20 protein-coding genes and 4 pseudogenes are annotated in these 12,794 nt (G+C 70.6%); 15 read left to right on the top strand and 9 right to left on the bottom strand.

Annotated elements, in window-relative coordinates; all coding sequences use genetic code 11:
- Positions 1–201: 201 nt before the first annotated feature.
- From ACQ86J_RS18550 to ACQ86J_RS18540, 3 genes and pseudogenes are all read right to left on the bottom strand, one after another.
- Positions 202–732 carry a serine hydrolase domain-containing protein gene (locus ACQ86J_RS18550; protein ID WP_431272228.1) on the bottom strand — a complete coding sequence of 177 codons (531 nt, stop codon included), beginning with the start codon at positions 730–732 and terminating at the stop codon, positions 202–204.
- A gap of 79 nt (positions 733–811) precedes the next feature.
- Positions 812–1,291: pseudogene (locus ACQ86J_RS18545) on the bottom strand (serine hydrolase domain-containing protein); the annotation flags it as partial.
- A 146-nt stretch (positions 1,292–1,437) separates the two neighbouring features.
- Positions 1,438–2,278 (bottom strand): IS5 family transposase gene (locus ACQ86J_RS18540; protein WP_431270049.1). Its coding sequence is split into 2 segments (ribosomal slippage): positions 1,438–1,909 and positions 1,908–2,278, totalling 843 coding nucleotides; the frame shifts between segments, so codons are not numbered across the junction.
- Between the two features lie 657 nt (positions 2,279–2,935).
- Here ACQ86J_RS18540 and ACQ86J_RS18535 point away from each other — a divergent pair.
- The 4 genes from ACQ86J_RS18535 (at position 2,936) to ACQ86J_RS18520 (ending at position 3,712) form a co-directional block, all read left to right on the top strand.
- A complete protein-coding gene (locus ACQ86J_RS18535) occupies positions 2,936–3,091 on the top strand; it encodes a hypothetical protein (RefSeq protein WP_431272227.1) in 156 nt (51 codons plus the stop codon).
- A 38-nt stretch (positions 3,092–3,129) separates the two neighbouring features.
- Positions 3,130–3,285 (top strand): hypothetical protein, encoded by a 156-nt coding sequence (locus ACQ86J_RS18530; protein WP_431272226.1) that lies wholly within the window; start codon positions 3,130–3,132, stop codon positions 3,283–3,285.
- Between the two features lie 65 nt (positions 3,286–3,350).
- Positions 3,351–3,569 (top strand): hypothetical protein, encoded by a 219-nt coding sequence (locus ACQ86J_RS18525; RefSeq protein WP_431272225.1) that lies wholly within the window; start codon positions 3,351–3,353, stop codon positions 3,567–3,569.
- On the top strand, positions 3,557–3,712 hold the full coding sequence (locus ACQ86J_RS18520; protein WP_431272224.1) for a hypothetical protein: 156 nt from the start codon (positions 3,557–3,559) through the stop codon (positions 3,710–3,712). The genes ACQ86J_RS18525 and ACQ86J_RS18520 overlap by 13 nt, the downstream gene beginning before the upstream one ends.
- A 451-nt stretch (positions 3,713–4,163) precedes the next feature.
- Here the strand turns inward: ACQ86J_RS18520 and ACQ86J_RS18515 are convergent, their stop codons facing one another.
- From ACQ86J_RS18515 to ACQ86J_RS18490, 6 genes and pseudogenes are all read right to left on the bottom strand, one after another.
- Complete coding sequence (locus ACQ86J_RS18515) at positions 4,164–4,505, bottom strand: type II toxin-antitoxin system Phd/YefM family antitoxin (RefSeq protein WP_431272223.1); 342 nt, start codon at positions 4,503–4,505, stop codon at positions 4,164–4,166.
- A gap of 47 nt (positions 4,506–4,552) precedes the next feature.
- Positions 4,553–5,503: pseudogene (gene gshB / locus ACQ86J_RS18510) on the bottom strand (glutathione synthase).
- Between the two features lie 75 nt (positions 5,504–5,578).
- The gene (locus ACQ86J_RS18505; protein WP_431272222.1) at positions 5,579–5,860 is read right to left on the bottom strand and encodes a tetratricopeptide repeat protein; all 282 of its coding nucleotides are present in this window, start codon (positions 5,858–5,860) and stop codon (positions 5,579–5,581) included.
- Entirely contained in the window at positions 5,860–6,321 is a 462-nt protein-coding gene (locus ACQ86J_RS18500; RefSeq protein ID WP_431272221.1) for a transglutaminase family protein, read from the bottom strand. The genes ACQ86J_RS18505 and ACQ86J_RS18500 overlap by 1 nt, the downstream gene beginning before the upstream one ends.
- A gap of 193 nt (positions 6,322–6,514) precedes the next feature.
- A complete protein-coding gene (locus ACQ86J_RS18495; RefSeq protein WP_431272220.1) occupies positions 6,515–6,721 on the bottom strand; it encodes a helix-turn-helix domain-containing protein in 207 nt (68 codons plus the stop codon).
- Positions 6,722–6,785: 64 nt separating this feature from the next.
- Positions 6,786–7,178: a hypothetical protein gene (locus ACQ86J_RS18490; protein WP_431272219.1), complete on the bottom strand. Its 393-nt coding sequence runs from the start codon at positions 7,176–7,178 to the stop codon at positions 6,786–6,788.
- Positions 7,179–7,337: 159 nt separating this feature from the next.
- On the opposite strand from ACQ86J_RS18490, the gene ACQ86J_RS18485 reads away from it, so the two are divergent.
- The 11 genes and pseudogenes from ACQ86J_RS18485 to ACQ86J_RS18435 all read left to right on the top strand — a co-directional run bounded on the left by ACQ86J_RS18485 (position 7,338) and on the right by ACQ86J_RS18435 (position 12,789).
- Complete coding sequence (locus ACQ86J_RS18485) at positions 7,338–7,541, top strand: hypothetical protein (protein ID WP_431272218.1); 204 nt, start codon at positions 7,338–7,340, stop codon at positions 7,539–7,541.
- A 624-nt stretch (positions 7,542–8,165) separates the two neighbouring features.
- Complete coding sequence (locus tag ACQ86J_RS18480; protein ID WP_431272217.1) at positions 8,166–8,300, top strand: hypothetical protein; 135 nt, start codon at positions 8,166–8,168, stop codon at positions 8,298–8,300.
- 86 nt (positions 8,301–8,386) lie between these two features.
- Positions 8,387–8,800: a hypothetical protein gene (locus tag ACQ86J_RS18475; protein ID WP_431272854.1), complete on the top strand. Its 414-nt coding sequence runs from the start codon at positions 8,387–8,389 to the stop codon at positions 8,798–8,800.
- Positions 8,685–8,930: pseudogene (locus ACQ86J_RS18470) on the top strand (hypothetical protein); the annotation flags it as partial. The gene ACQ86J_RS18475 and the pseudogene ACQ86J_RS18470, both read left to right, overlap by 116 nt.
- A gap of 76 nt (positions 8,931–9,006) precedes the next feature.
- Entirely contained in the window at positions 9,007–9,189 is a 183-nt protein-coding gene (locus tag ACQ86J_RS18465; RefSeq protein WP_431272853.1) for a hypothetical protein, read from the top strand.
- A gap of 45 nt (positions 9,190–9,234) precedes the next feature.
- Positions 9,235–9,648: a hypothetical protein gene (locus ACQ86J_RS18460; RefSeq protein ID WP_431272852.1), complete on the top strand. Its 414-nt coding sequence runs from the start codon at positions 9,235–9,237 to the stop codon at positions 9,646–9,648.
- Positions 9,649–9,827: 179 nt separating this feature from the next.
- Positions 9,828–10,478, top strand: coding sequence for an NADPH-dependent FMN reductase (locus ACQ86J_RS18455; RefSeq protein WP_431272216.1), 651 nt, complete (start codon positions 9,828–9,830; stop codon positions 10,476–10,478).
- Positions 10,475–10,828, top strand: coding sequence for a penicillin acylase family protein (locus tag ACQ86J_RS18450; RefSeq protein ID WP_431272215.1), 354 nt, complete (start codon positions 10,475–10,477; stop codon positions 10,826–10,828). The genes ACQ86J_RS18455 and ACQ86J_RS18450 overlap by 4 nt, the downstream gene beginning before the upstream one ends.
- A pseudogene (locus ACQ86J_RS18445) lies at positions 10,753–11,565 on the top strand (penicillin acylase family protein); the annotation flags it as partial. The gene ACQ86J_RS18450 and the pseudogene ACQ86J_RS18445, both read left to right, overlap by 76 nt.
- Positions 11,462–12,214 (top strand): penicillin acylase family protein, encoded by a 753-nt coding sequence (locus tag ACQ86J_RS18440; RefSeq protein WP_431272214.1) that lies wholly within the window; start codon positions 11,462–11,464, stop codon positions 12,212–12,214. The pseudogene ACQ86J_RS18445 and the gene ACQ86J_RS18440, both read left to right, overlap by 104 nt.
- Complete coding sequence (locus ACQ86J_RS18435; RefSeq protein ID WP_431272213.1) at positions 12,160–12,789, top strand: penicillin acylase family protein; 630 nt, start codon at positions 12,160–12,162, stop codon at positions 12,787–12,789. Before ACQ86J_RS18440 ends, ACQ86J_RS18435 begins: the two co-directional genes overlap by 55 nt.
- The last annotated feature ends 5 nt before the right edge of the window (positions 12,790–12,794 follow it).

Raw genomic sequence — 12,794 nt, 5'->3', positions numbered from 1 at the left:
CCTGGCTCGAATGCGCTAACGCTGTCGCCTGGCGCAGCCGTAGTCTGATGCGCGTCGTGGCCGATGTCGCGGCGAGCTTGGCCGGCGATTGGCCAAACCGGGCAGGTGTCACTTTCCGTTCGATGTGGGCAACCCGCTTCGAGGGCTCCCTGCAGAGCGCGCAACCTGGCCGCGCGTGATCGCCACGCGCGGCCGCTGGCGTCAGTCGACAATCGCGCCGTAGACCAGGGCATTCACCACGCGCCGGTAGTGCTGCCGGATCAGCCCCGGTGTGCTCGCCATGAACACGACGGCGAGTTCCTCCTTCGGGTCAACCCACATGGAGGTCCCGTAGGCGCCGTTCCAGCTGAACATGCCGGGGCTGCCGAGCACGTCCGACCCGCCCTCCCGCCGCACCGCAACGGTGACCCCGAAGCCGAAATTGGTGAGGTGCGGCTCCGTGAGTGTCACGTTGTTGGCGATGTCGGCCGAGAGGTGGTCGCGCGTCATCTCCTCGACGCTCTTGCGCGAGAGCACCCGCTTGTCTTCCAGCGTGCCGCCGTTCAGCAGCATCTGCGCGAAGCGGATGTAGTCGGCCGCGGTCGAGACCGCTTGGCCGCCGCCACCCTCGAAGCCCGGCGCGGCCAAGCCGACGCGGACCTCCTGTGGCTGGCCCGACAGCGGGTCCTTCGGCAGCGGCGTGGCGTAGCGGCTGCGCTGCGCTTCCGGCACGACGAAGCCGGTGTCCTGCATGCCGAGCGGCCGCAGGAATACGTTCAGCCATCGCCTCGCCGAGCGACTTGTCGGTACGTTCCTCGACAATCAGGCCGAGCACGTCGATCGAGAGGCCGTATTCCCAAACGGTGCCTGGCTGGTGCAGCAGCGGCAGCTTCGCCATGGCGGCGATGAAGTCGGCGCCGCTCATTCGCGCATAGCCGCCGAGGCTCCGCTGCCAGAGCTGGTGTGCCGGCGTGGTGCCGCGGTTGCCGTAGACGATGCCCGAAGTGTGGCGGGCGAGGTCGATTACTCGGATCGGTCGGGCCGCCGGCACGGTGTTGTCGGGATTGCCGTCCACCGCGACCCGCATTTCTCCCAAAGCGGGAAAGAACCGGCTGGCGGGATCCCAGAGCGAGAGCTTGCCCTCCTCGAGGACAGACATCAGCGTCGCCCCGGCCAGTATCTTGGTCATGCTGGCGATCGGGAAGATGGCCTCGCGCGGCATCGTCTTGGTGCGGCCGCCATCCTGGAAGCCATAGGCCTCGTAGAAGGCGAGCTTGCCGCGGCGCGCGATGGCGACCACCGCGCCCGGCATGCGGCCCTCACGGACCTCGGCTTCGACAATGGCGCCGATCCGCGCGAGCCGTTCAGGCGACAGGCCAACGCTTTCAGGCGCCGCGCGAGGCAGCGGGTCGGCGGCGTGGGCTGGCAGCGCTAAGAGCCCATCCGGGAAGTTTGGGTTCATGCTGAGGGCTTTGTTGCCAGCCGTCGAAGCATGATGCGGATCATGGCCATGCGGACGAAGGCGGCGGCGATGCGGCAATGCCGCTCGAAGTCGCGGGCCAGCCGCCGGTTGCGGCTGATCCAGCCGATGGTGCGCTCGACGATCCAGCGCTTCGGCAGCACGACGAAGCGGTGCCTATCGCAGCGTCGCACGATCTCCATCTTCCATGTACCGGTGCGGGCGACGGCGGCGGCCATCTTCGGCCCCTGATAGCCTGCACCGCCGATGATGCGCTCGACAAAGGGGAACAGCCTGCGCGCCTGGCGCAGCAGCGGCTCGGCGCCATCGCGGTCCTGCACGTTGGCGGGATGCACGATGACCGCGAGTAGCATGCCGATGGTATCGGTCAGCAGGTGGCGCTTGCGGCCGACGACCTTCTTGCCCGCGTCGTAGCCGGACGGGTCGAGCGTAGAGCCCCCTTTGCGCGCCCTTCGCCGTCTGGCTGTCGATGATCGCGGTCGTCGGGCTGGCCTCACGCCCGGCACCCTCGCGCACCGCGACGTAGAGCGCGTGGTGGATGCGCTCGATGGTGCCTTCCCATTCCCAGCGCGAGAAGTAATCCCAAACCGTGCTCTTCGGCGGCAGGTCCTTCGGCAGCGCGCTCCATTGGCAGCCGGCGGAGAGCACGTAGAACACCGCGTTCAACACCTCGCGCACGTCCACCTTGCGGGGCCTGCCGCCGTGCTTCGCTGGCCGGATCAGTGGCGCAACCAGCGCCCACTCGGCATCCGTCAAATCTGAGGGATAGCGCAGCCCCCGCCGGTCCGCCGCACGCCGATGTTCCGCCGTCCATGCCATCCGTCTCCTCCCGCGAATCGCCCGCAGGAACAGCGAATCACATCCGATTCAGGCGATTCAATTCCTTTCCGGATGGGCTCTAAGACCGCCAGCGCCGCGATCAGAACTAGCTTCCTCATTCTTGGTGTCCTCCTCCGCGCGGCAGCCTACGCCGCTCACCCGCAGGCGCCAGCCCTGTCGCCCTCCCGCCTTGCCCGCACCTCCGGCAGGTCAGGCGCTGAGAGCGGGGTCGAGTTTGCCCACTGCATGCGCTACCCTCAAACCATTCGGCGAGGCCGCTGTGATCGTGCTGCACCACTGGTCCGCCGTGCGCTCCTTCCGTCCGCTCTGGGCGCTGGAAGAGATGAGCTTGCCCTAGGAAGTACGCAGGCTGCCGTTTCCGCCGCGCGTTGCCGCGCCGGACTACCTCGCCAGCAATCCAGCTGGCACCATTTCACTGCTTGACGACGGCGAGTTGCGCATGACCGAGCCTGCGGCGATCTGCCAGTGACTTGTCAGCCGCTGGGGCCCTTCGCCTGTGAACGTCGCACCTGAAGAAATTCGCTAAACCGTAGACTCAGTCTCATGACGAACGCAGCGCCTTACGGCTGACGATTTCTCCTTGAACCGGCTACTCGCGACCGGTGAGAGTATAATCGTCCTGAAGCGGGGTCGGCGATGACGGGACGCGCCGAACTCCATGAGCCTGACGGTTCCATCTGGTCCGCCGGTGAACGGCGGCTGCGGGTGATGATGCCGCTGTGCAAGGTCGAGTACACGACCCGGACGTTGACCGACGCAGCAGCGCGGGAACTGGGCATCGGGCGGGCATAAGGCTATCGTCTCCTTACCGTCCGCGAACTGACCCGACTGTGACCGCCGTGCTCCCGCGTCCTCGTGGGCAGACCGCGGGAACCCGCCTTCTGAGCGGTTATGTCGAGCGCGTCGCCGCCTTGGCCGAGGTCTTCGCCATGTCGGAGCAGGACATGCATGTTCTCTGCCGCCCCTGGCCGACTCTCCGCCATTGACGTGGCGACCCGCATGGCCGGCTTCTATCTACAGACTGGAGCCGCCATCGGCGCTGTCGGTCGCCATGGTCCTGAGCCATGCCGTGCTGCCGAAGGAAGCGTGTCTGCGGGGCAGGAGTGTCGACCTGGTCTGGCCTGTGGCTGGGTTGCCGGAACGCCTGCACCTCGACAATGCCAAGGAGTTCCATGCGCAGGCGTTCCGGCATGGCGCGGCTGAATACGGCATAGGCCTGCAATACTGCCCGACGACGACACCGCACTGGGGTGGCACATGGACCGTCTGATCGGGACCATGATGGGCGCCCTCCGGATGCTGCCGGGCACCACCGACAACAGCGTGGCCATCCGCAACGAGGATCTCGAAGACCGGGCGGCAATGACGCTTGTCCGTCGTCAGGTGCTTTGGGACAGTTGGGGCCGGATCTAGCGGAGAGTATGGCTCATCTGGGTCCGGATGTCGCGCACCACCTGCTCGGCCGGAGCCTTGGCGGCAGCCGATCTACGGGCGACCGGGGCGGAGGGTTTCTGGCTTATCTTCACTCCTTGGCGGTTGCGATGAGCCAGAAATCCTTCGCGCCCCAACCCAGCCCTTCTGTCTCATCAGTTCTGACGAAGGACGATGGTGCTTCACGAGCTCGCAACAAACGCAACCAAGTACGGCGCCCTGTCCGTGCTGGGAGGCCATGTCGAGATCCAGTGGGACGTTGTGCCGGAAGGCGGAGCCACAGTTCCGCCTCACGTGGACGGAACGCGGTGGTTCGCTGGTTATCCCCCAGGACACCGGGGCTTTGGCAGTAGGCTTGTGGAGCGGAGCCTTGCGCACGACATCAGCGGAGCTGCCCAGATCAACTTCAATCCGGATGGAGTTTGCTGCGATATCAACGCGGCGTTGGCCGGCGTCGCTGCAGAGGCCACACTAGAGCAGGCGTGGGTGTCGAGCAGGAGCCCCACGGCGACCGCAGCGGGTCGCCGAGATGGCCTGCTTCCCACGCCGTGATCTCCGCCTCGCTCCAGCCCTCCATCGCCTCCTCGCCGACCAAGTCCAGATGGGCCAGGCAGCCGAAGGTCCGGCGCTTCACCGGGGCCGGCGGGTGCAGCGGCACCAGCTTGGGCACTGGCGTGTTGCCCCGGGCGATGACGATCGTCTCCCCCGCCTCGGCCCGGGCGACCAGGACCGAGAGATGCGTCTTCGCGGCATGGATCGTCACGGGACCAGGCATTGCAGGAGGCCTCCTCGCCGGTTGGCTAAGCCTTGGTCCACCCGGGATCAAGCGCCCTTCCGCTTCGCCTCGATCGCGTCCCAGATCGCCTTCTCCAGGTGCACGCCGTCAAAGCGCGCGATCTCCTGCAGCCCGGTGGGGGAGGTCACGTTGATCTCGGTCAGGTAGTCGCCGATCACGTCGATGCCGACGAAGATCATCCCCTGTTCGCGCAGGCTAGGGCCAATTCGCTCGCAGATCTCCCGCTCGCGGGCCGTCAGCGTGGTCTGTTCTGGCCGGCCGCCGACATGCATGTTGCTGCGCGCCTCGCCTTCCGCCGGCACGCGGTTGATCGCGCCCATCGGCACGCCGTCCACCAGGATGATGCGCTTGTCGCCCTTCCGCACCTCCGGCACGTAGCGCTGCACCATCAGCGGCTCGCGCGAGCGCTCGGTGAACATTTCGATCAGGCTGTTGAGGTTGGAATCACCGGGCTTGATGTGGAAGACCCCGGCGCCGCCATTGCCGAACAGCGGCTTGACGATGATGTCCTTGTGCGTCTCGCGGGAATTTCAGGATCTGGCCGCGGTCGGCGGTCACCAGCGTCTCCGGCATCAGCTCGGGGAAATGGGTGACGAAGATCTTCTCGGGCGCGTTCCGCACGCTGGCCGGGTCGTTCACCACCAGGGTCTTCGGGTGGATGTGCTCGAGGATATGGGTGGCCGTGATATAGGCCATGTCGAAGGGCGGGTCCTGCCGCATCAGCACCACGTCCATGGTGGAGAGGTCGAGCTCCTCCTTCGGCCCGAACTTCCAGTGCGCGCCGTGCCGGCGCTCGACCGTCACGCGCTCGCCCAGCGCGGTGACCCGGCCGTTGGACAAGGCGAGGTTGCGGACGTGGTAGTGCCAGAGCTGGTGGCCGCGCGCCTGCGCCTCAGCATCAGGGCGAAGGTGCTGTCGGCATCGATGTTGATGCTCTCGATCGGGTCCATCTGGACCGCGACGCGCAAGGCTGCCATCGGGCTGTCTCTCCCCCTTGGTGGGCTTCTCAGCCGGCTTGTTGGCATCCCGGGCGCGCCGACGCCAGGGGGAGGTCAGTTCAGCCGGTGGCGCAGCTCCTCGACCACCGCCCGGATGCGCCGCGCCGTCTCACCCTCCGGCTCGATCGCCAGCGAGCGGTCGAGGCAGCCGAGCGCCGCGCCGATCCGGTCCAGCCGCTGGTTCATCAGCCCCGCTTCCCGCCACAGCAGCGCGGCATCGGGCGCCAGGCGAAGCATGTCCTCGGTGCAGGAAAGCGCGCCGGGCAGGTCGCCGGCCCTCAGCCGGCGCAGCTTGATGTTGTTCTGCAGCCTGAGCAGCACCGCCCGCTTGTCCATCAGGCGCAGCAGGCCGGGGCGGAGCTCGGCCTCTCGCCCTCGATCCGCTTGATCAGGGCGCGCAGGTCGGGCGCGGCCAGCCCAGCCCCGCCGGCGAAGACATCGACCAGCGCCTGCGCCCGGCCGCCCTCGACCGCCACCAGGAAATGCCCGGGGAAGTCGATGCCATGCGCCGCCCAGCCGGCGGCCTCGGCGGCATGCAGCCAGAGCACGCCGAGCGCGACCGGCAGGCCTAGCCGGCGCTCCGTCACCTGAATCAGGTTGGCATTGGCCGGGTCGTCGTAGCGTTCCGTGTCGCCGGCGAAGCGAAATCGGCCATGGATGACGCTCGCCAGCACCTCCCGTCGCCGCTCGGCATCGCCGGCATCGGCATCCCGGTGCAGCGTCGCCGCGGCGACCGCGGCCCTGGGCGAGTTCGGATAACGCCGTCGCGGCGGCGCGCCAATCGGCGTCCGGGGCATCGATGCGGGCGAATTGCAGCGCGACGGAGGCGATGTCGATCTCGCCATCCGGCAGCTGGCCGGCGGCGTCGAGGGCGGCGCGCGCCTCGTCCTGGGGGGTGGAGGCCATGCCCTGAAGCCTCGCCCCTCCGCCGCCCGGCTTCAAGGGCGGGCCCTGGTGAAAGCGGCCGCAGGACCCTTCGCCCGGCCAGGCTCAGGTTGCCGGGGCGGGGCGCCGATCTGCAGCAGGCGGGCGCGATCCACCACCTGGGCCTCCCGCGGCGAGGAGGCGGATGACCCCTCGGGCTTCGAGGCCGTCGAGCGTCCGCGACAGCGTCTCCGGCGTCATGCCGAGCCGGACGGCGATCGCGCCGCGGGGCTCGCGCAGGTCGGCGACGCCCGCCCCGGCTTCTTCCGGCACGCGCCGGGCCAGGAGCGCGCCACCCGCCGCTCGGCCGAGCGCAGCTCCAGGTCGACGACCTGCGTCAACCATGAGGCGCCTGTGCCGCGACAGCAGCTCGATCGCGGTACTCGGCCGAGGCCGGGTCGCCGGCGATGCCCTCGCGGAATACGTCGGCCGGGATCATCAGCACGCGGATGTCGGTACGCGCGGCGCCGGAGGCATGATAGGGCAGGCCGAGCATGGCGGCCGGCCACCAGGAAAGAGCTCCTCGGCCCCGAAGATCTCGACGGTGGTTTCGGTGCCGACCTCGTCCCGCGCCTGCAGGGCTCCGCTGCCGCCGAGCAACAGGTGCAGGAAGTTCGGCACCTCGGTGCTGGTCGAACAGCACCGTGCCGCGTGGCAAGTGCTGGGTGAAGCTCGGCGCAGCAGCCGCGCCATCGCCGCCTCGCCCGCCGCGGCGCTTGCGTGCGCGCATTCGGCCCCGGCCTCCTGCCGGGCCTGCTGCCCCATGCCGCGGCCGGGACGCTCCGGATCCTGGCTTCTCGGCCTGTTCCTCGCGGCACACGGGCCGATGCTGCTGCGGCCGCGGGCGGACGGGAAGCTGGGCTGAGCCTGGCGCGTTCCCAGGGAGCGCTTGACCGATCGAAAGCGGAACGGATGCACCAGGACAAGTGGAACCTCGCGCTGCGGCGGGGCAGGTGGGGCGCGCTATCCGGAGCTTTACCTGGCCTATGCCGCGCTCGGCGAGGCCTGCGCCGGGGCCGGGCCGGTCGAAGGCGAGGCGCTCCGGCTGGTGAAGCTGGCGCTCGCCATCGCCGCGGGGCGGAGCCCGGTGTGATTCGCATTGCCGGCGGGCGCTGGAGGAAGGGATGTCGAAGGAGGCGCTGAAGCATGCGTGGCGCTGCCGGCATCCCGACGCTGGGCCTTCCGCTTGCCGTCGGCGGCACTGACCTGGATCAAGGAGGTGACCGAGGGCAAGCCTGCCGCGCGCCCCACGCTGAGGCCAGGGCGGCCCGGGGCGCGACCGTGCCTGGCAGGGGCAGGCCCGGCGCCGGCCCGCCGCCGCGGGAGGAACGCCCCGTCCCCGCTGTCTTCGCGGAATGCGCCCTCTCCGTCATTGCGGCCGCCGGGTGCCGAGGGAGGTTCTTCATCTGCACCTTGCCGTTCTCCGAAACGGCAAACCCCGGCGCAGCCCTCGACGCCTTTTTGCTGCCACAATTCAGGTCCGCGGCAGCGATAGCGCCAATCGGCATCTCGACTGCCGGCCCGCCAGCCCTGCCTCGTCCCCGCTCCGTCCGCCGCCATGTCCACGGACCGACCCCTGCCGCTTTTCGCACGCAACGGGAGACCGACGCCGCATGAGCCTCACCAGCCCGACCCGTCGTGGGCTCCTCGGCGCGCGCGCTCGCCCTCGCCGCCCGCGCGCATCGCCGGCGCCACTGCCTCCGGCAGCCTGACGGTGGTGCCGGAGTCGGAGGCGGTCATCCTGGACCCGCATGCAACCACGGCCGCGATCACCCGCAGCTTCGGCTACTACAGGTGCTTCGACACGCTCTGTGCTCGATGGACGCGCGCGGCGCCATCCACCCGCAGATGATCGAGGCCTTCCACGGCAGGCGCCGACGGCCTCAGATGGGATTTCACCCTGCGGAACGGCCCTAGCTCTGGCACGACGGCACGCCGGTGACGGCCGCCGATTGCGTCGCCTCGCTGCGTCGCTGGATGCCGCGCGACAGCCTCGGCCGCATGCTGCTGGCGGCGACCGCGGAGCTCCGCGCCACCGATGCCCGCCGCTTCGGGCTGGTCCTGAAGCAGCCCCTTCCTGCTGCTGCTGGATGTGCTCGGCAAGCCCAACGCACCGGCACCCTTCATGCTGCCGGAGCGCATCATCCGCGCCGCCGGCGAGGGCCGCATCACCGAGATCGTCGGCTTCCGGCCCCTTCGCCTTCCGCGCCGCGGAATGGCGCACCGGCGACCGCACATGACGCCCTCCTCCGCAACCCGCACTACCGCCCGCGCGCCGAGCCAGCGGATTTCCTCGCCGGCGGCAAGCAGGTACGGATCGAGCAAGCTGGTCCTCAAGGTCATGCCGGATGACGGCACCGCAGCCAGCGCGCTGCTCGCCGGCGAGATCGACTACATGCAGTACCTGCCCTTCGACCGCATTGCCCAGTTGGAACGCAACCGCGCCATCCGGGTGATGGAGCCGGGCGGCATCGACATGTTGCAGGGCAATTCTCGGCTCAACCACGCCAGCGGCCCCTTCGCCGACCCCGACGTGCGGCGCGTGCCGTGGCAAGCTGGTGGACCAGGCGGAGATCCTGCAGGCGATCGGCATCCCGGAGCGCTTCTCGGTCCGCGCCTGCCCCTCCTTCTGGATGTGCGGCACGCCGGCCGAGACCGCGGCGGGCGCCGAGGCGGCGCGCTTCTCGGTCGAGGCGGCGAGGGACTCCTCTCCCGCACCGCCTATCGCGGCGAGACGGTGATCATGCTGCAGGGTCTCGGGCTCCATCTCGCAGACCGCGGGACAGGTGCTGGCGGCCAACATGCGCAACGCCGGGCTTCACGGTGGAGGAGCAGAGCAGCTGGACTGGGGCACCGTGCTCGCCCGCCGCGCGAAGCGGGACGGCTGGAGTATATTCCCGGTCTATTCCAACGGCATCGACATGGCGTCTCCGCTCAACCATTTCTACATCGCCAACAACTGCGCCGATTACCCGGGCTGGAGCTGCGATGCCGGCATCGACGGGTTGCTGCAGGACTCACGCGCAGGCGGCCGACGCCGCAGCGCGGCAGCGGATCGCCGAACGCATCCAGGCCAGGGCCTACGACCTCGTGCCCAGCGTGATGTGGGGCCAGTTCGCCCGCCCGGCCGGCTATCGCTCGCGGCTGCGCAACCTGATCCCGTCGAGCTTCCCGGGATGTTCTGGCAGGTGGAGGTCTGACGACGCAGGAGCTGCACGCGGCATTCGCCCCCGGCTTCGTGAGTGACGGCGCGCCGCCGCCTCCGGTCCGGGCCTGCTGAGGAGAGGATCGCCGGCTGCAGCCAGCGCGGAGGGAGATGCACGTATGCGACTGATCGGATTGTCGGGGAAGCCTGCGCCGTGGTTCCTACAACACCGCCTTGCTGCAGGCGGCGGCGAAGCGCATGCCGTGCGGTGCCAGCCTCGAGGTGGCGACGATCCATGGCATCCCGCTCTACGACGGCGACCTCGAGGCGGCAGAGGGCCTCCCCGCCGCGGTCGTCGCCCTGAAGGATCGCATCGCCTGGGGCGGACGGTCTGCTCCTCGTCACGCCGGACGCAGCAACAACCCATACCCGGCTCCCTTCAAGAACGCGCGATCGACTGGCTCCTCGCGTCCCACCGGCGATATCGCTGGCCGGGTTTTCGGCGACCGGCCCGTCGCGGTGATCGGCGCCTCGCTTGGCGGCTTCGGTACGATCCTGGCGCAGGGATGCCTGGCTGCCGGTGCTGCGGACGCTCGGGACCTGTCCGTGGTTCGGCGGCCGGCTCATGGTCTCCCGCGCCCAGGGGTGTTCGATGCGGCGGGCGCGCTGACGGATGCCGGCATTGCGGCGCAGCTGGACCGGAATTCCTGGAAGGCTTCGTCGCCCACTGCCGGGCCGGCTGACGGCGCGGCATCCGCCGCAGCGGTCGCTCCGGCAATGCGGCGAGGTGTACCGGCCCTGCAAACGGTCGGGTGGCCCGACGGATCGACAGCGCCGGACAGCGCACGCACCATGCGCCGGGATGCGGGGGAACGACCGGAATGACTCAGGCCTCGCCATCGACGCCGCCGCGCTGCGCGCCGCCTTGCCGCCGCTGGACGGCACGCCGCCGCTGCCCGGGCTGGAGCGGCCGGTCGCAGTGTTCCGCGATGCCTGGGGCGTGCCGGCATATCCGCGCCGAGGGAGGCGCCGCCGATGCCTGGATGGCGCTCGGCTTCGTGCATGCCCAGGACCGTCTGTTCCAGATGGAGCTGACTCCGCCGCCGGGCGCCTCGGCCGCGCCGCGGAATGGCTCGGCCCGGCGGCGGCCGAGGCCGACATCCTCGCCCGCCGCCTTGGGATGGAGGCGGCCTGCGGGCGCGACGCCGCGGCGCTCGGGCCCGAGGCGCGGATGATGCTCGACCGCTACGCCGCGGGGGTGAACGCCTTCATCGCATCTGGCGCGCCGGCTTCGATCGAATACGCGCTGCTCGACGTGCGGTGCCGGAGCCCTGGGAGGGCCTGGCATTCCATCGCGGTGATGCGGCGGCTCGGCCTGCTGATGGGCTCGGTCTGGTTCAAGCTCTGGCGCGCGCCGCGGCGCTGCCGGTGGTCGGCGCGGAGACCATCGGCGCGCTGCGCTACGGACGACGGCGCGGGCGGCGACCTGCTCCGCACCCCGCCGGGGGCGGAGGCGACGCGGCACGCGGCAGACTTCGCCGCGCTGCGCCCGGCGATCGAGGCGCTGCTGGCAACGGCACAGGGCGACGAGACCGGCGGCGGCAGCAACAACTGGGCGGTCGGGCCGGCGCGCAGCGCGACCGGGCGGCCGGTGCTGGCCGGCGACCCGCACCGAGTCTTCGAGATCCCCAACATGTACGCGCAGCACCACCTGGCCTGCGCCGAGTTCGACATGGTGGGGCTGACGGTCCCCGGCGTGCCGGGCTTCCCGCACTTCGCCCATAACGGACGCGTCGCCTATTGCGTGACGCATGCCTTCATGGACATCCACGACCTCTACCTGGAGAGGCTGGACGAGGGCGGCACCCATGCGCTCTACCGCGGCGCCTGGGAGACGGTGGCGCGCCGCACCGAGCGGATCGCGGTGCGCGGCGCCGCGCCGCGGGAGTTCGAGGTGCTGGAGACGCGGCACGGCCCGGTCATCGCCGGCGGCGCCGGCACGGTGCTGGCGCTGCGCAGCGTGCAATCTCGCCGAGACCGACCTCTCCTTCGACTGCCTGCCGCGCATGGCCCGCGCCGGCAGCGTCGCCGCGCTGTTCGAGGCGACGCGCGGCTGGGGGCTGATCGATCACAACCTGGTCGCGGCCGACACGGCCGGCGCGATCGGCCACCTGGTGCGGGCGCGGGTGCCGCGGCGCGGCCGGGAGAATGGCTGGCTGCCGGTGCCGGGCTGGACCGGCGCGCATGACTGGCAGGGCTGGGTCGAGGCGATGCCGGTCGTGATCGACCCGCCGGGCGGCGTCATCGTCACCGCCAACAACCGCGTGGTGGCGGACGATCACCCGGACTACCTCTGCACCGATTGCCACCCGGCCTACCGGGCGCGGCGGATCGCCGAGCGGATCGCCGCGACCGGCCGCTTCGCCCCGGCGGATGCGGCGGCGCTGCATGCCGACACGCTCTCCCCGCATGCGGCGCTGCTGCAGGCGCGGCTGGCGGCGCTGCCGGTGCCGGAGGACACCGGGGCGGCGGCGCTGCGGCGCGGCTGCTCGGCTGGGACGGGCAGATGGCGGCGGGGTCGGAGGCGGCGGCGGGCTGGGTGGCGCTGCGCCGGGCGCTGACCGCGGTGCTGGCGGAGCGCAGCGGGCTGGCCAGGCTCGGCGCGCATCCCTTCCTGGCGGTCGCGCCCGGCGTGGTGCCGCAGGGCCAGCTCTGGTGGACCTTGCCGAACCTCCTGCGGGCCGACGACGCGGCGCTGCTCGGCGGCTGGTCCTGGGACCAGGCGCTGGCCGAGGCGCTGCGCCGCGCCGGGGCGGAGGCGCCACGGCCATGGGGCGAGGCGCATCGGCCGCGCCTCGCGCATCCGCTCTCGGCGCTGTTCCCGGAGGCGGCGGCGCTGCTCGACCCGCCCGCGCGCGCCATCGGCGGGGATGGCGACACGGTGCTGGCGACCGGGCTGCTGCCGGCCTCCGGCCCCGCCGCGACCTATGGCGCGCTGGCGCGCTACGTCTTCGATGTCGGCGACTGGGATGCCAGCCGCTGGGCGGTGTTCCACGGCGCCTCGGGCCATCCGGGCAGCCCGCATTACGCCGACCAGAACGCACCCTGGTCCGCGGTGGAGATGGTGCCGATGCTCTATGGCTGGGCGCGGATCGCGGCCGAGGCGCCGGTGCGGCAGGAGCTGGTGCCGGGGTAGGAAGG

The sequence above is a fragment of the Dankookia sp. P2 genome, from assembly GCF_050632255.1.
Lineage (GTDB): Bacteria > Pseudomonadota > Alphaproteobacteria > Acetobacterales > Acetobacteraceae > Paracraurococcus.
The sequence above is the reverse complement of the archived record's forward strand: the minus strand, read 5'-3'. Positions and strand labels throughout refer to the sequence as shown.